Here is a 17116-nt window from a genome sequence, read left to right on the forward strand (position 1 = left end):
CTAAACATGATACAGCTGCCCCCAAGTTAAGAAGCTTATAGATAAAAGGTGGTATTGGGATACGCCCATAAGTATGAACGCTAGAGGCTGGGTTATTAGCTACATAACGATATCCCTCCGAGGCATGAAGTTTCCCAAAATTTACGAGATCTTTCACGCCAAACCTTGCAATCATAGGATTATACCATCTCTGCGTTAAGAGATACATTCCTGCATCTCCATCTCCATAATACCCGAGCTCGCCAAGAACGGGATTAGTGAGGGAAGTCAATCTTCCCAGAGCATCATAGCTATAACTTGTCTGACCACCAAAATAGTCGGTCATTTGGGTTTTCCTACCAGCGCTATCCTAAACTTTATACCTGCCATTTGTCAAGACTCTTGGTGTCATAGCTCTTTATTTTATGGCTTATGAAATAACCTTGTCCTTAGTGGCCAAATGCTAATTCCAATAGAAAAAAAGCTTATACTACCCCCTAATAAAAAACAGGCAATTGCTAAAATATGGACCCATAATTCAGCGAGCGGCGAAGACGTAAAGAAAGCGAGATATAGAATGGCAGGGAATTGAAATAATGCAAATTTTAACATTGTCTTTATGAGATTGATTATCGCTTGCCTAGGTGTTGCTCCTGCTAATGAATCTGACAATTTATTCAGGGGTTGGTTTAAAGAAGTCACAAATTTTCTGATAGAAGACGCTGATATAAAAAGTGGAACTAGTGGGCTAGCGAATTCATTAAACCAGCCTTTCGGGAGTAGGAGTAATGCACCGTAGCCAATAGCAAATCCTATGCAAGGAATAACATCAAAACAAGCTTCGTTTACTTGAGGAAATTTGGAGGAGAGGTACCCCCAAACATAGCTCACTGTCTCTATAAGTAGAAGCCCCCACGCTCCGAAGAAAATAAAGGGCATTTGTTCCACTCTTAATCTCCAATAACCCCTGGATGTTCTCTCACAGCCGATAACCGCTGAAAGTGCGGCCACAACGAGAAGTATTAACAAAGGTCCATATACGCTTGTAGGGACTAACATGGCCTTCAGCACTGCTCACAGCACCATCCCTTGATAGTTAAAACACTTCCCCGGTTTACGAACTTTAGGAGGTCGTGGTGGCATAGGCACCACAATCGGTTTTGGGGAAGGTTTCACGGGTTTAATTAGTATCTCACCAAACTTTGCTAAGAACCAGACAGCACAAGCAAAACAGGGTCCAGCTTTTACAGGGTCTTTCTTGAGGCATTTAAAAAATTCTTTTATACTCTCTGGTATATCCAGAAGATCACCGAGTTCCTCTTTCAAACAATGCTTGATGCAGTCTATTCGATGGAATATAGCACGCCGGCATCCTATTATGCAACCGGCAATAATGCCTAGCCCTTTCAAGTCTATTATGCCCCCGCATACTATGCAGGCTACAGCACCTATGCTGATTGTACCTTCAGGGTCAACCTGTGAAACAGGGTTGCTCAAGGCATAATTGTAGAAATTTAAATCCTCTGGGCGCGGGTCCCTCATGACAAACCTTCCAATCATAGGATTATACCATCTTTGAGTCAAAAGATACATTTCTGCATCTCCATCGCCATAATACCCGAGCTCGCCAAGAACGGGATTAGTGAGGGAAGTCAATCTTCCCAGAGCATCATAGCTATAACTTGTCTGACCGCCAAAATAGTCGGTCATTTGCACTCGCCTTCCCGCGCTATCATAAGTATAAGATATATATCTTCCGTTTGGCAAGGTCTTTCTCGTCAATCTTCCCGCCGAGTCGTATTGATATGTTATCGTGTTTCCCGCCCAAGTGATTGTGTAGTTTGGAGGGGTTCCCGTCCAGGTTAAATCGTATTCCGATGTCATCCTTCCCACTGCATCGTAGTTATAGCCCACCCCCGTTCCGTTATCGTAGAGCTTATGCATCAACCTTCCTACCGAATCGTAGAAGAAATATGTCTTCCATCCCCTTCCGTCGGTTTTGACCTTCAATTTCCCATCCGCCCAGTACTCATAGGATTCTGAGGTTCCATCGGCGTAGGAGATTTGGATGAGCCTATTGAGGGAATCGTAGGTATAGTTCGTTGCATTGCCATTGGCATCAATGACCTTCGTCAGATTGCCATTGGCATCAATGACCTTCGTCAGATTGCCATTGGCATCGTATTGATACTGGGTTATATTGTTCAAGGAATCCCTCACTTGGACCAACCTGCCTTGAAAACCATACAAATGATATAATAATTTTGCCTATCTGTCAATATCATCTCGCCTCCTTTTGAAATGATTCCATTCATTGTATTCCATATATATATGTGTCTATTTTTGCGAATTTTGCTCGCTCATTATTTCAAAAATTTGCGGAGCTGTCTTTTCACCTCGCAAAATCTTCTTCTAACCGTTCCCTCTGGGCATTGGAGGAAGTTCGCTATCTCCTTCCATAGATATCCCTGCGAACGATATAGGAAAAGCTCCCTCAAATCCTTGGGAAGTAGGGAGATAGCCCCCCTCAAGCTCTCCCTTTCATCCCACAAATCCTCTCCATCTTCCTCATCATCTCCATATTCATCCATAAACCCTCCATAAACCACATTCCTTACCCTTATAATTTTCTTCCTAATCCTCTTTCCTATAGCATAGATATATCTTCCCAAACTTCCTTCTCCCTTGTATTTCTCTATGCACTTGTAAAGCTCCCACTCTATCTCCATCTCAAAATCCTCCCTATCCTCCGTAATCGCTCCATCCCCACTCAATAGCCTCTTCACTATTCCCCTTATTATCCTGAAACATCTATTATGGATGTAATCCCAACCTTCCTTCTTCCCAAACCTTTCTATTAACCATTTTATGCAATGGTAATCCCATTTCCCCTCCTCCTTCCCCTCAAGCTCTTTCGCAAGCTCACCCGCTAAATCATCGCTCAAATCGTATTTCTCTTTGAGAAAATCATAAGCCCTCATAGAAATCCCTCCACCGTCCTAAAGAGAAATAAGAGAAGGGCTCTTGGACGGAGATAGCTTTCTGTCCAAATATAGACCAAGGTGGGGAAGTAGACCTGTCCCGTGCAGAAGAGCTCAACAAATGACACGAAAGCTCCCGCTAAAAAAAGAAAAGGATTGAGGAGCTCTGCCTCATCCTATTTAAAATTGGAAAGAGATAGCCGTCCGCTTTGCAGATTAATGGATGGCGGAGGGTGACTAAAAGGAAAAGGAGCATCAAGACAGCCATCAGGGGATTGAAGATGCTGGAGAGGAGGGAAATCGCATATATTCCCTTTACAATCTGGAGCAGTCCCATTCCCAGAAGGGCATAGGCGATGAAGGAGCCGAGTATATAGGATGAGCCAAGTGAGAGGATTCTCTTTCTTGATGCGGAAGCTAAGAGGGAAAAGAGGAGGGCGATTATTGAGAATGCACAAGGGTCAATTCCGTCAAGAAAACCAGCCGAGAGAACAGCGAGGATGGAGAGGGAGGGAAGTGGTGGCTTTGCCACAGATATGGGAGGGGCTCTCTCCTTTTCCTTAAGGATTTCGGGAAGCCTCGCCTTTATATCCCTCAGGGTAGTTAGGCAATGATTTGAGATGAATAGGGCGAGCGTTCCTCCCCATTTATCCTCTGGGATTTTGTAAGCCTTGTAGAATTGGAGGAGCTTTCCTATGTTTGGGGGATTGGAGAGGTCGTATTTTAGAATTTTTATCTCTTTATTATTTAATTTGGAGAGGAATCTCAGAGCTTTTTGGCAGTCGTTGCAAGTTGGGCTGTAAAAGATGTGGATTGTGATTGTTAAGATGAGGATTTTCATTTCACCCTTGCCCCCAGGATTATTATGTTTGGGTAGTTTCCCATATAGTTCTTAGCTACGATTTGTTTGCCATCGTAGAGAATGAGATATACCACATCGCCAATACCGACATTCCTTTTGCCAAAAAGGCTTACCGCTTTCCTATCTCCTGAAAGTATAAGATAGCCTGTTCCGAGATAGGAATCAGCATCCCTTCTTTCCCTTGCCCTTTGAGGATTTCTTCCCTCTTTATCGTTTATGAAGCTGACTATTAAGGGTCTTCCTGAATCCATTTCCCTCTTATAGAAATCAAATGCTTTGTCCTTTCCCTCCGATGAGAATAATTCCCTCACCTCTAAATTCCTGCCCTTATATTTTGCGAAGCCTTCCAAACCTTGCTTTATATCGTGGATGAGGGGCTTTCCGGGAAGATTGCAAAGGCATTTCTCTATGAAGACATTCAGGGAAGCTATGAAGGCTTTCTCTGGTTCGTTTCCCTTGAAGCCCAGCTTAGCCATCATGATGGCGGAGGCGGTGGCGTGGCTGTTGAGGAAGAAGGAGAAGCGAGGAAAATCCTTTATTTTTGCGATTCCCTCAAGCGAGGGGAGGCTGAACTCTTCAATGCTCCCGTTCCCATCGCAGATTAAATAGCCTGTTTCCCTTTTATTTGAGAGGATGGGATATTTTAGGAGGGAGGATTTTACTTTCTCTGGCTTGCCTAAATATGTGTCTTTAGATGCGAGGTTCAGGGATTTTAGGGTCTGGAGGAAATCGGGAAGACTTGCTCCATAGAGGAACAATAGTCCTACGAGAGAGAGAATGTAGTCCTTCAAAAACAACCTACCCATCGCTTTCACCCTTTTTAACATTTTATATTATTTTGAAAAAGTATGCAAGGGAAATTTTCGTTTAACTCTACAGTTTAACGATTAACGTTTAGGGGTGCAGAGGGGAAATTGATAAATGGAGAATCAAGAGGTGGCGATGTGTTTTCCTTTAGACTTAGGGCGGGGGTTCCTTCGGAACCCCCGCCCTGTTTTTTTATCTGTATTTTATTATCTTTCCAAAGCTCTCCGCCTTCGCCGAAGCCCTCCCAACTAACGCTCCGTCTATCTCCTCCTTCTCCATAAAGCTCTTTATATTGCCAGGGTCCACACTCCCGCCATAAAGAATTCGCATCTCCTCAGCCTTATCCCCGAATAACTCCCTCACTTTATTCCTTATCAACCCAATTATCCTGTTCGCCTCGTCAGGGTCACAAAACTCTCCCGTCCCTATCGCCCAAACGGGCTCATAAGCTATAACTACCCCCTCTATATCTCCAACATTAGCGAGAGCTCTTTCCACTTGGTAGCTAACTACCTCATCCTGCCTTCCCGCTTTCCTCTCCGAAATCGTCTCGCCAACGCAGATTATCGGCTTCAATCCCACCTTTAAAGCTGCTAAAACCTTCAAATTCACCGTCTCATCGCTCTCGCTGAAATAGGAAAGGAACTCTTCTTTGACGCTGCCAACACCGAACCTTCCCCTCGTCTCAGAATGCCCTATTATCACATATTCACAACCTAAATCCTTTAGACTCAGGGGAGAGACCTGGGAGGTGAAACCTCCCCTCTCCTCCCAGAAGACTCCCTGAGCACCCAGCTTAACATTCGTTCCCTCTATTGCCTTCCTAACTATCGGTAGGAAGGGGAATGGCGGGCAGAGAACGACTTCGCAATCAGCATCTTTTGCCGCTTCCGCTATCCCCTTCGCTTCTTTTTCGCACTCCTCAGTTGTTACATTGTAAAGCTTCCAGTTACCTGCCATTAAATGTCTTCGCATATTTTCACCTCACTTATCCTGTAAGACGGCTACGCCGGGCAGTTCCTTCCCTTCTATGAACTCTAATGATGCACCTCCGCCCGTTGAGATATGGGAGATTTTGTCCGCATAGGAAAGTTCCTCCAGAGCGGCGGCTATATCACCACCTCCAACTATTGAGAGGGCGGGAGATTCCGCGACAGCCTTCGCTACTCCCTTTGTTCCCTCAGCGAATATCTCAATCTCGTAAATTCCCATCGGTCCATTCCAGAAAATCGTCTTTGCTTCCTTTATGTAGTTAGAGAAAGTCTCCACGCTTTTAGGTCCTATATCAACGCCAATCCAGTCGGGAGGAATGCTGTCAACTGGGACGACCTTGTAGGATGCATCGGGAGCGATTTTATCCGCAACGACCACATCCTCCGCCAAAACTATCTTATCACCAGCTTTTTCTAACACTTTTTTCGCATAATCAAGATGCTCAGCGTCAAGAAGGCTCTTGCCTATCTCGTAACCCTTAGCCTTGAGGAATGTGAAGAGCATCCCTCCACCGATTAGCAATTTATCGGCTTTATCCAGAAGATTGTCAATAACGCCGATTTTATCGCTTACCTTTGCTCCTCCTAATATCACCACGAATGGCTTATCTGGAGCGGATATTACCTTGCTCAGGAACTCCAATTCCTTCTTCATAAGGAATCCCGCAACGGCGGGAAGATATTGAGCAACGCCTACTGTTGAAGCGTGGGCTCTATGGGCTGTCCCGAAGGCGTCGTTGACATAGATATCGGCGAGTTCAGCCAATTGGCGAGCGAATTCGGGGTCGTTCTTCGTCTCTCCGTCGTAGAAGCGAACATTCTCCAACATTATTATGTCGCCAGGCTTCATCTTATCCACAGCTTCCTTGACCTCGGGACCGACGCAGCTGTCCAGCTTGAGAACCGGTTTCCCCAAAATCTCGCTGAGGCGGCGAGCTACATTATCCATCTTTAAAGCGGGGTCGACACCCTTCGGACGCCCCAGATGGGAGACGAGGATGAGCTTCGCCCCTTTATCCAATAGATACTCTATTGTGGGGACAGCAGCCCTTATCCTCCTATCATCAAGAATTGAGCCGTCCTCAGCCAATGGGACATTGAAATCCACCCTCATCAAAACCCTTTTTCCCGCTACATCAATATCCTTTACGCTTTTCTTTTCCATCAATAAAACACCTCCTAAATTCCCTTATCCACCATGTATGCGGCGAGGTCAGCTACTCGGCAGGAATAGCCCCACTCGTTGTCATACCAAGCGAGAACCTTAACCATATTTCCTCCAATAACCGTCGTTGAGAGAGAATCAAAGATGGCAGAGGCAGGGTCTCCCTTGAAATCAATGGAAACTAGGGGCTCCTCGCAATAAACGAGATAAGGCTTCAAATAGGTTTCAGCGGCTTCCTTGAAGGCGGCGTTGACTTCCTCAACGGTGGTCTCTCTTGCCACCTCAACTGTGAGGTCAACGATTGAGACAGTGGAGGTGGGAACTCGCAAGGCTATGCCGTGCATCTTGCCCTTCAGCTCGGGAATAACGAGATGAATCGCCTTTGCTGCGCCAGTTGTTGTGGGGATGATTGAGAGAGCGGCCGCCCTCGCCCTGCGCAGGTCCCTGTGAACGAGGTCCAAGATGCGCTGGTCGTTTGTATAGGCGTGGACGGTGGTCATCAAACCCTTTACTATTGTGAACTTATCGTTGAGAACCTTGCAAACAGGGGCAAGGCAGTTCGTCGTGCAGGAAGCATTGGAGACGATGTGATGCTTCTCAGGGTCGTATGTCTCGTGATTAACACCCATAACCAAAGTAGCGTCCTCGTTCTTGGCGGGAGCTGTTATTATGACCTTCTTCGCACCCGCATCAATGTGAGCCTTAGCCTTCAATGCATCGGTAAAGACGCCAGTTGATTCAATGACTATCTCAACGCCCAAATCCTTCCAGGGAAGGTTTGCGGGGTCTTTTTCGGCGAAGACCTTTATCTCCCTCCCGTTGATGACCAACTGCCCATCCTTAACCTCAACTGTTCCAGGGAAGCGACCGTAGTTGGAATCGTACTTGAAGAGGTGAGCGTTTGTCTCCGCATCAGCGAGGTCGTTAACCGCAACGACATCGAACTTGTCCGGGTAGTTTTCCAACATCGCTTTGAGCACCTGTCTTCCTACTCTGCCGAAACCGTTAATTGCTACTCTAGTTGCCATAACACATACCTCCTTTTTTTGATTTTCTTATAAAAGATAACGCCCTTGGAAATAAAAGTCAAGAAAAATCGGACAATTTAAGAATTGAACCCCTCTTGTCTCTAAATTTGACATTTTAAATAGAAAAAATTAGATTTAATTTTTGCTAATGAAAATCAAGGGTCTTTATGTAATACTGGAGAATTCCCTTTTCGCTGAGGAAGTCCTCCAAGGCGGATGCCGAATCATTCAGCTGAGGAATAAGAGAGCATCCACACTCCAGCTCTATGAGGAGGCTATGAAGCTCAGAGAGCTAACAAACAGATACAATGCCCTCCTCATCATCAATGATAGGATTGACATAGCCCTCTCTTGCGAAGCTGATGGGGTCCATTTGGGGAAGGAAGATTTGCCCTTGCCTGTTGCGAGAAAGCTTATGGGGAAGAGGATAATCGGATTTTCTGTTGATAATCTTGAGGAAGCGTTGAAAGCACAAAGTGAAGGGGCGGATTATGTCTCGCTCGGACCAATCTTTCCCACGACAAGCAAAGCGGATGCTGGTCAGCCCGTTGGTTTGAAGGAATTGGCAAATGTTAGACATCGCATTCACATCCCGCTCGTTGCCATAGGTGGACTCAATAGATATAATTTAATTGAAGTAGTAAAGAATGGCGCTGACGCTGTGGCGGTCATCTCTGCTGTTTCCCAATCTCCTTCCCCCCGCCAAGCAGTTGAGGAGCTGATCAGCTTGTTTAATAAAGCAATGGAGGAATTCAGGATGAAGGTCAAAATAAAATTTGAGAAAAGCAAGATTGAGGTAGAGGGAGAGCTTTTTGACACCAAAATAGGGAGGGCGCTATTTGATGCCTTGCCCATTCGCTCTGAAATTGATAAATGGGGAAAAGAGATTTACTTCTCAACGGGAGTTGAATGCCAGCCTGAGAATCTGCAGGAAAAGGTTGAATTGGGCGATATGGGATATTGGCCGCCAGAAAACGCATGGTGTATATTCTTCGGTCCCACGCCCATAAGCAAGGAGGGAGAAATCATACCCGATAGCCCAGTTGAGGTGTTCGGGAAGGCAATCGGGGACCTTAAGCCCTTAAATAAGGTGAAAAGAGGAGATACTGTGATAATAGAAAAGCTTTAATTAATTCAAAGGAAGTGATATTATGACGATACTTGAGAAGGCAAGAAAAGGAATTATCACGGAAGAGATGATAGAGGTCGCCAAGGAGGAGGGCGTTGATGCGGAGCTAATCAGGGAAAAGATAGCGAGTGGGCGTCTGGTGATTCCCAGAAATGTCCTAAGAAAGGATTCTAAAATAGTTGGAATTGGAGAGGGAGTGAGGGTTAAGGTCAATGCGAATATCGGCACTTCTCCAGACATAGCGGATATTTCCCTTGAGGAAAAGAAGCTCCGCTCCGCTGTTGAGGCGGGAGCGGATACTGTAATGGACTTATCAACCGGTGGTGATTTGAAGGAGATAAGGAGGAGAATTATATCCAAATCCCCTATTCCTGTGGGGACCGTCCCCATATATGAGGCGGCGGTGGAGACAGCACGAAAAAAGGGAAACATATTTGATATGAGTGTTGATGATATTTTCAGGGTAGTGGAGGAGCAAGCGAAAGAGGGAGTTGACTTTATGACCATTCACGCAGGGATAACCCTTTCCACGATTGAAAGAGTTCGCCAGCAGGGGAGGACAACTGGAATAGTGAGCAGGGGTGGAGCCTTCCTTCTTTGTTGGATGTTGCAAAACAAAAGCGAAAACCCATTTTATGAGCATTTTGACGATTTATTGGATATCCTCCGCCAATACGATATCACAATCAGCATTGGTGATGCTCTGAGACCCGGCTCAATAGCGGATGCAGATGATAGAGCTCAATTTCAGGAAACGATTATCCAGGGGGAATTGGTCAAGAGGTGTTGGGAAGCAGGAGTTCAGGCGATGGTAGAGGGTCCAGGGCATATCCCTCTTCACCTTGTTGAACCGACAGTAAAGATAACTAAACATCTCACCAACTATGCCCCCCTATACCTACTCGGTCCCTTGGTTGTTGATATCGCCGCTGGCTACGACCACATAGCCTCTGCTATAGGCGCTGCTGTGGCTGCCCTCGCGGGAGCGGATTTCATCTGCTATGTGACCCCCTCAGAACACCTTGCCCTACCCACTCCTGAGGAGGTATACGAGGGAGTAGTCGCAGCGAGGATTGCCGCGAGCGCGGCTGACCTTGCGAGGGGGCTTCCTTCGGCGATACGGAGAAACGAGGAGATGTCAAAGGCTCGCTACAAACTGGATTGGGCTAAGCAGCTTGAATACACGATAGATAAGAAGAAGGCGAAGGAGGTAAGGGAAAATCACGGGCTATCCTTCTCCGGTGCCTGCACGATGTGTGGCGAGTTCTGCGCCATGAAAACAGTGGAAGAATTTCTTAAATTGAGGGTAAATGAATAAAAAAGAGCTCGGCGAAATCGGCGAGTTTAAGCTAATAGAGAAGATTAGAAAAAGGGCGCGAACAAGAGAAGGAGTTATTGTTGGGATTGGGGATGATTGCGCTGTTCTCAGGGTTGGCGATAACGCAAACCTCCTCCTCACTTCCGATTTGCTCGTTGAGGGGGTTCATTTTTACCCGGATGTTAACCCTCGTTATTTAGGGTGGAAAGCCCTCGCAGTTTCCCTAAGCGATATATCCGCAATGGGAGGAAAACCCCTCTTTTCCCTCCTCTCCCTTTCCCTTCCCTCTCATTTAAGCGATAAATGGCTGAACGATTTCCTCTCGGGCTGGGAGGAACTGGCGGACATCTTTGAGGTCTCCCTCGTGGGAGGAGATATGAGCGAGGGGGAAAGAATAGCGATAGATTCCATTGTCTTGGGGGAAGCCAAATCGCCCATCTTGAGAAGCGGAGCAAAGGTGGGAGATAAGATATTCGTAACGGGTTATCTCGGCGATTCATCGGGTGGTCTCTTGAGCCTCCAAGGGGGATTGGATTTTCCTTCCCTCATAAATAAGCATAATAAACCCTTCCCACGTGTGATGGAAGGATTGGAGATTGGAAAAATCCCGGGAGTCCACTCAATGATTGATATATCAGACGGATTGGCGAGCGACTTAAAACATATCTGTGAGGAGAGTGGAAAAGGCGCCCTAATTTTCGTAGAAAAAATCCCTCTTTCCCCACATTTGCTTTCCCTTTGCCAATCCCAAAACCTTTCCCCACTTGATTTCGCCCTTTTCGGCGGGGAGGACTACGAGCTCCTCTTCACAGGCGAAGCAGGGATAAAGGAAAAAATCAGCTTCCCAATTTACGAAATAGGGGAAATCATTGAGGAAAAGGGTATTTGGTTGGTGGAGGAAGGGAAAAGGAGGAAACTGGCAAGAGAAGGATTTGAACATTTTCGGAAAAGGAGTTAAAATTCTAAAATATGTCAATACGAAGCCTGATTAAAAATGTTGAAGTTGTTGATGCCGAAGCTCCTCTTCCCACCCTTTTGGAGAAAATGGGAAGGGATAAAGCCCTGGGAGTATTGGAGGATGGGAGATTGGTCGGTTTGATTTTTGAGGAGAGGGTCGTTTCCCTCGTTAAACTATCGGAACTTTCCCATCATTTAACCGCGAGGGATTTGATGATAACGGATATACCCATAATCAGGGAAGATACACCCATTGACTTTCTCGCTTATTTCTTAGATTCCCACCCATATCCCGCCGTGCCCGTTATTGGCATTGAGGGACGTTTCTTAGGCGTGATTTTCAAAAGGGATTTGATGAGGTATATACTTGGCTCGTTTAGACCGCGCACCGTTGGGGGAATGGCAACCCCCTTGGGCGTCTACCTCACGACGGGAACCCTTAGGGCAGGTGCGAGCGATTTAGGGCTTTTCTTAACCGGCTCAGTATTCGCTGTCTTCATCTTAATCGCTATATACTTAACCGATGGCTTGGCGTATCTTGTTCAGCTCTACACTCCCCTACCCTTATATGCTATAAAAAATTCTCCACCAATCGGCACTTTCAATCCATTTGATGTAATATATTATCTTATGGGAGCTTTCGAGCTCGGGCTTTTCCTTCTCTTTCTTCGCATTTCCCCCTTAGCAGCCTATCACGGAGCGGAACACAAGGTGGTAAATACAATTGAAGCGGGAGAGCCGTTGGAATTAGAAGTGGCCAGAAGGATGCCCAAGGAACATCCCCGCTGTGGAACCAATCTCGCCGTTTTCCTCCTTCTCACCTTTCTTATTTACGAAATCTTCCATAGCATACTCCTTGCGCTCGTCATCTCACTATTAAGTTGGCGGTATTTAGGGATGATTGTGCAGAAATATATCACCACAAAGGAACCTTCAGATAAATACCTCCTAAAAGCAATTGAGGCTGGTAGGGAATTACTACAAAAGTTTAGAGAAGCTCCCTATAAGCCTCCCAGTGTTCTCCAAAGGATATTCAATATGGGCTTAATCCATATAATAGCCGGATATAGCACGGTTTTCACGATATACCAATTGGTTCTCATTATGGTGAGGTGATGTTGATATGCTTATCAACAGTTTAAAGGAGATGTTGTTAAGGGCAATAGAGCGCTGGGGAAGGGTCCCCTTGGATAAGGTCCCTTCCTTTGAAATAATGGTTCCGCCGAGCGAGAAGTTGGGCGATTACGCAACAAACGCAGCCATATTATTGGGTAAATTATTGGAGGAAAAGCCGGAGAAAATAGCTGAAGAGCTAATCCCTTTTATGGAAAAAGAGGAAATAATAGAGAGATGTGATGTCGCAAAGGGAGGCTTTATGAACTTTTTCCTCAAGGGAAAGATACTGGAAAAAGTTGTGGGGACGGTTCTGAAAGAAGGGGATAGATTTGGATTCCCAGATATCGGGAAAGGAGAGAAAATACAAATTGAATTCGTGAGCGCGAATCCCACTGGTCCTTTGAGCGTTGCCCATGGAAGAGGAGCGGTGATTGGGGATGTTCTCTCAAATCTCTATTCCAAATTAGGATTTGATGTTACAAGGGAATTTTACATAAACGATTACGGCTCCCAAATAGATGCATTTGCAAAATCAATAGAGGCAAGATATTTCCAGCTCTTCGGAGAGGATTTACCAATTCCTCAGGATGGCTATAAGGGAGAATATGTGAGGGATTTAGCGGAGAAGATAAGAGAGGAGTTTGGGGATAGCCTTCTAACGCTTGGCGAAGAGAGAATGGATTTGTTTAAGACGAAGGGGGTGGAGTTGATGGTGGATAATCATAAGAAAACGCTCTCCCGTTTTGGCGTTAATTTCCACAGCTGGTTCAAGGAGAGTTCCCTTCATAAAAGTTCCAAAGTGAAAAAGGCGATTGATTTCTTAAGGGAAAAGGGGCTTCTCTACGAGATGGACGATGCTCTCTGGTTCCGTTCAACCCTTTTCGGAGATGACAAGGACAGGGTGCTTGTGCGCTCGGATGGAACTCCTACCTATTTCGCCTCGGATATAGCCTATCATTTGAATAAACACGAAAGAGGCTTCTCCAAAGTCATTGATATCTGGGGACCTGACCATCATGGATATGTTGGGCGTATGCTTTCAGCTGCTAAGGCAATGGGATTTGGTGAGAATTGGTTGAGGATTTTGATTTTCCAAGTGGTTAGGTTGGTGAGGGAAGGAGAACTGATAATGATGTCTAAGAGAGAGGGAGAATTCGTAACGCTTGACGAATTGATAGACGAGGTCGGAAAAGATGCAGCGAGGTTTTTCTATCTTCTTCGCACAATAGATTCGCCTCTGGACTTTGATATGACGCTTGCGGTGAAACAAGCGCCCGAGAATCCCGTTTACTATGTCCAATATGCCCATACGAGAATAGTCAGCATTTTAAGGGAGGCGGAAAAAAGAGGATTGGAGTTATCTTCTCTTTCCACCTCCCATCTTGATTTGCTCAAAGAGGAAAGAGAACGAGCTTTGATTAAAAAGCTAGGCGAATTTCCCACCCTCATTCAGGCAACTTATTCCTCCCTTGAGCCCTATAATATCGTCCGCTATTCCCTTGAGCTGGCGAGGATATTCCATAACTTTTATGAAGCCCACAGGGTAATAGTTGCCGATGATAAAGATTTAACTGAGGCACGCCTCAATCTTATGCTTGCAACCCTTCAGGTTTTGCGGAATTGTCTAAACATATTGGGAGTGGAAGCCCCGGAGAGAATGTAGTTTTTATTTAAGCAAACCCTTTAAATAGACCTTATCTCTTCCAATATTTTAAACAAGGTTTTACGGGGCGATTCCGCCCGTAGGATGGGACGACCGATGACGAGGTAATTAGCTCCTCTATCCAGCGCCCACTTAGGTGAGGCGAAGCGTCTATGGTCTTCCACCCCTTCCTCCCACCTGATGCCGGGACAAACAACGAGGAAATCCTCGCCGCATTTCTCCCTCACCAATTCTATCTCCCTCGGTGAGCAAACAACTCCATCGCATCCACACTCCTTCGCTAAAGAAGCAAGATTGCCTACCATCTCGTCAACTTCCAGGTCTATACCCATTTCCCTCAATCCCTCCCTATCCAAGCTCGTCAATATCGTAACCGCCAAAACCAAAGGCGGTTTAACGCCTAGCCTTTCCCCTTCTTCCTTCACCGCTTTAACTGTTTCCACCATCATCTCCCTACCGCCAAGGGAATGGATGTTGAACATCCAAACCCCGAGCGAAACACAAGCCTTAGCGGCTCGCGCTACCGTATTTGGTATATCGTGGAATTTCCCATCGTAAAATACCCTCCCTCCCCTCCTTCTTATCTCCTCAATAATCCTAAAACCAGCAAAATGGATTAATTCCAAGCCGACCTTGAATCCTGCCACTAAATCCTTAAGCTCCTCCACATAGAGGATTGCCCTCTCCCTCTCAGAGAGGTCAAGCGCAACTATAATGGGACTCTCAAAACTCAAAATACGGGAACCTCTCCCCTTAAAAAGCGCTCGGTTAGATTTCTGAGATTTTCCGCAGAAAGATGGAGCTTTGCGATTTCCTCAATCTCCTCTTCCGCCTTGTTAGTGGTGAAATCGTTTCCGGGAATGAGCTGAATGCTGATGCTTTGGGGATTGGTTATGGGTGTCCCTATTTGGCTCAAAATCTTGACCGTAACTTCTTTCACGCCTCTAACCTTTGCTTTAATATCCTTTGCCATTTCCCAAGCTATTATATTGTAAAGTTTGCCCACATGATTAACGGGATTCTTTCCCGCTGCTGCTTCCATAGACATCGGTCTTCCCGGGGTAATCAAGCCGTTTACCCTGTTTCCTCTTCCCGCCGAGCCATCGTCTCCCTGCTCCGCTGATAATCCGGTTACCGTGAGGTAAATGTGCTCCACATCGTCAGATGATTTTGGCTTATCCGCTGTGTTGATGTGAATCTCCAGTTCCCTTCTCGTAAATCTCTTTAGATGCTCCTTCAATTCGTTTGTGATTTCCTTTTTAAGGGTTAAATAATGGTCAAGGTCATTAACGAATTTTGAAACGAATGCACAGGCAATAGTTAGGGTTATCTTATCACCTTCTCTCAAACCCATCACCTTTATATCTTCCCCAGTTTCTGGATGCCTCTCCTTAAACTCCTGACTGTTCATATAGCGCTCAGCTTCCAAGACAACCTGCTCGGTTTCAGATAGGGGCGCATGTCCCACTCCAAACGATGTGTCATTAGCCTCGGGAATTTCTTCTTGCAATGTCCTCTGGAGATTGGAAGCTCCCTGCCCTATTCGGGAATCTATTATCACATCCTTGTGAAGATTTAAATTCCTACAGATGGAGGAAAGATAGTCTCTCGTTGCGCGAAGGGCGATGGTATGAACAGGAAAATGGTCAATACGATTTTCCGTTTGAACAATGGATGTAGCCCTTCCTGAAAGAAGTATATATATCGGTCTCAGCATCTCCCCTCCACCGTAGCGAGGAGATGATTGCCCACCCACTATCTGCACCTTATCCGTGTTGTGATGCAAAATGACCCCGTAACGAGATTTATATTCTCTTGACAAAGCCCTTGATACTGCCTCGGCAATCCCATCCGCCAGGCTATCTGGGTGTCCCAAGCCCTTGCGTTCAACGATTTCCCGAGCCTGTTCCTCAACGCTCGGCTGTTCCAATATCTCGAGGTTTAACTTGTTCATCTCGTGAACACCTCCTTATCTAAATTTTTAATTAAAAGAAAAAAATCGCTGCCCCCTTTTCTCATCACCCTTTCAAAACTTTAAAAATATTTAACAAGAAAAAAGGCGTTTGTCAACCTCAATTATAACTAAATTTTCTTGAAAATTTCCTCCGCCAAAAGGATATCCTTCATACTATCCTCTCCTGAGGAAAGGGGAATTCTTCTTTCCCTAACACATGCTACGAAATGCTCCGCTTGTTTTTTGAAGCCCCAACCCCAGGGAGCAATGGGTTCCCATATTTGGGGTTCCGCTCCCGTTTTATAAACAGTAATCCTTGCCGGAACATTTTTGAGAAGAGGCGGCGGAGTCTCTACTTTAATCCAACCTTTTTGGAAGTAAATCGTTAAATCCTCGTCCCAGCGATGGGCGGGAAGCCTCCCATATTCAAGGGAGCAAAGCAAATTCTCTCTGCTCAAAATGGCGAGAAGCTGGGAACCCTTAAGAACCGCGCCTTCAACTTTCCAGCTTCCAGGGAGAAGGAAGCGGAGAAGATTGGTGTTATGGGAAGCCACATTGATGAATTCGTCATACATCGGCAAAAGTTCCGGCGGCACCTCGTCAGACCTCCTCTCCGGAAGCGGTGGATAGGGCTCATCCGTGGCTATTGGTAAGCCTACATTGCATACCCAATCTCCACCGAAGATATGAACTCTCACGAAGGTCGGTTCCCCAAGCTCGCCTGAGGAGAGAAAGTCATCAATAATTTTGCGGGCAAGTTGAACCCCTGGGTCATACCTCTTCATATATCCAATCATCAAAATGCGTCCCTTTCTCCTACTTACCTCCACCATAGCCTTTGCCTGCTGGGAGTTAAAAGCCATAGGTTTCTCCACCATAACATCCTTTCCCTTTTCCAAAAGATATGTAGCAATATCGGGATTTAGGAGGTAAGGAAGAAGGGCAACGACAGCTTCCACTTCCTCATCCTCTGCGAGTTCCTTATGGGAGGAATAGCGTTTCGGGATGCGATATTTATCCGCAACCTTCTCGCGAAGCATAGGGCGGAGCTCGGCTATGGCGGCAACTTCGCACTCATCTATTTCCGTGAAGGAAGGAAGATGCGCCATTTGACTCATAAAGCCTGCTCCAACGAAACCAATCTTCACCTTTTCAGCCATTTAAG

At 45.9% G+C, this 17116-nt stretch carries 16 protein-coding genes; 5 read left to right on the plus strand and 11 right to left on the minus strand.

Annotated elements, in window-relative coordinates; all coding sequences use genetic code 11:
* From H5T88_02835 to gap, 8 genes are all read right to left on the minus strand, one after another.
* A partial coding sequence (locus H5T88_02835; GenBank protein MBC7329273.1) for a hypothetical protein occupies nucleotides 1–325 on the minus strand: 325 nt, incomplete at its 3' end.
* A gap of 728 nt (nucleotides 326–1053) precedes the next feature.
* The gene (locus H5T88_02840; protein ID MBC7329274.1) at nucleotides 1054–2229 is read right to left on the minus strand and encodes a hypothetical protein; all 1176 of its coding nucleotides are present in this window, start codon (nucleotides 2227–2229) and stop codon (nucleotides 1054–1056) included.
* Between the two features lie 113 nt (nucleotides 2230–2342).
* Complete coding sequence (locus H5T88_02845; GenBank protein MBC7329275.1) at nucleotides 2343–2960, minus strand: sigma-70 family RNA polymerase sigma factor; 618 nt, start codon at nucleotides 2958–2960, stop codon at nucleotides 2343–2345.
* A gap of 139 nt (nucleotides 2961–3099) precedes the next feature.
* A complete protein-coding gene (locus H5T88_02850) occupies nucleotides 3100–3801 on the minus strand; it encodes a hypothetical protein (protein MBC7329276.1) in 702 nt (233 codons plus the stop codon).
* The gene (locus H5T88_02855; protein ID MBC7329277.1) at nucleotides 3798–4649 is read right to left on the minus strand and encodes a hypothetical protein; all 852 of its coding nucleotides are present in this window, start codon (nucleotides 4647–4649) and stop codon (nucleotides 3798–3800) included. Before H5T88_02855 ends, H5T88_02850 begins: the two co-directional genes overlap by 4 nt.
* 172 nt (nucleotides 4650–4821) lie before the next feature.
* Nucleotides 4822–5604 (minus strand): triose-phosphate isomerase, encoded by a 783-nt coding sequence (locus H5T88_02860; GenBank protein MBC7329278.1) that lies wholly within the window; start codon nucleotides 5602–5604, stop codon nucleotides 4822–4824.
* Nucleotides 5605–5613: 9 nt separating this feature from the next.
* Entirely contained in the window at nucleotides 5614–6786 is a 1173-nt protein-coding gene (locus H5T88_02865; protein MBC7329279.1) for a phosphoglycerate kinase, read from the minus strand.
* Nucleotides 6787–6800: 14 nt separating this feature from the next.
* Nucleotides 6801–7814 (minus strand): type I glyceraldehyde-3-phosphate dehydrogenase, encoded by a 1014-nt coding sequence (gap, locus tag H5T88_02870; GenBank protein MBC7329280.1) that lies wholly within the window; start codon nucleotides 7812–7814, stop codon nucleotides 6801–6803.
* Between the two features lie 148 nt (nucleotides 7815–7962).
* Between gap and thiE the strand changes: the two genes are divergently transcribed.
* From thiE to H5T88_02895, 5 genes are read left to right on the plus strand one after another with little or no spacing between them, the layout of a single operon-like run.
* A complete protein-coding gene (gene thiE, locus H5T88_02875) occupies nucleotides 7963–8943 on the plus strand; it encodes a thiamine phosphate synthase (GenBank protein MBC7329281.1) in 981 nt (326 codons plus the stop codon).
* Between the two features lie 22 nt (nucleotides 8944–8965).
* Complete coding sequence (gene thiC, locus H5T88_02880; GenBank protein MBC7329282.1) at nucleotides 8966–10261, plus strand: phosphomethylpyrimidine synthase ThiC; 1296 nt, start codon at nucleotides 8966–8968, stop codon at nucleotides 10259–10261.
* Nucleotides 10254–11219, plus strand: coding sequence for a thiamine-phosphate kinase (thiL, locus tag H5T88_02885; protein ID MBC7329283.1), 966 nt, complete (start codon nucleotides 10254–10256; stop codon nucleotides 11217–11219). The genes thiC and thiL overlap by 8 nt, the downstream gene beginning before the upstream one ends.
* A gap of 11 nt (nucleotides 11220–11230) precedes the next feature.
* Complete coding sequence (locus H5T88_02890; protein MBC7329284.1) at nucleotides 11231–12334, plus strand: DUF1385 domain-containing protein; 1104 nt, start codon at nucleotides 11231–11233, stop codon at nucleotides 12332–12334.
* 7 nt (nucleotides 12335–12341) lie between these two features.
* Nucleotides 12342–13997 (plus strand): arginine--tRNA ligase, encoded by a 1656-nt coding sequence (locus tag H5T88_02895; GenBank protein MBC7329285.1) that lies wholly within the window; start codon nucleotides 12342–12344, stop codon nucleotides 13995–13997.
* Between the two features lie 20 nt (nucleotides 13998–14017).
* Here the strand turns inward: H5T88_02895 and pyrF are convergent, their stop codons facing one another.
* The 3 genes from pyrF to H5T88_02910 form a co-directional block, all read right to left on the minus strand.
* The gene (pyrF, locus tag H5T88_02900) at nucleotides 14018–14731 is read right to left on the minus strand and encodes an orotidine-5'-phosphate decarboxylase (protein MBC7329286.1); all 714 of its coding nucleotides are present in this window, start codon (nucleotides 14729–14731) and stop codon (nucleotides 14018–14020) included.
* Complete coding sequence (locus H5T88_02905) at nucleotides 14728–15951, minus strand: methionine adenosyltransferase (protein MBC7329287.1); 1224 nt, start codon at nucleotides 15949–15951, stop codon at nucleotides 14728–14730. Before H5T88_02905 ends, pyrF begins: the two co-directional genes overlap by 4 nt.
* A gap of 128 nt (nucleotides 15952–16079) precedes the next feature.
* The gene (locus tag H5T88_02910) at nucleotides 16080–17111 is read right to left on the minus strand and encodes a Gfo/Idh/MocA family oxidoreductase (protein MBC7329288.1); all 1032 of its coding nucleotides are present in this window, start codon (nucleotides 17109–17111) and stop codon (nucleotides 16080–16082) included.
* Nucleotides 17112–17116: the final 5 nt, after the last annotated feature.

This window comes from bacterium (assembly GCA_014360495.1).
Lineage (GTDB): Bacteria > Armatimonadota > JACIXR01 > JACIXR01 > JACIXR01 > JACIXR01.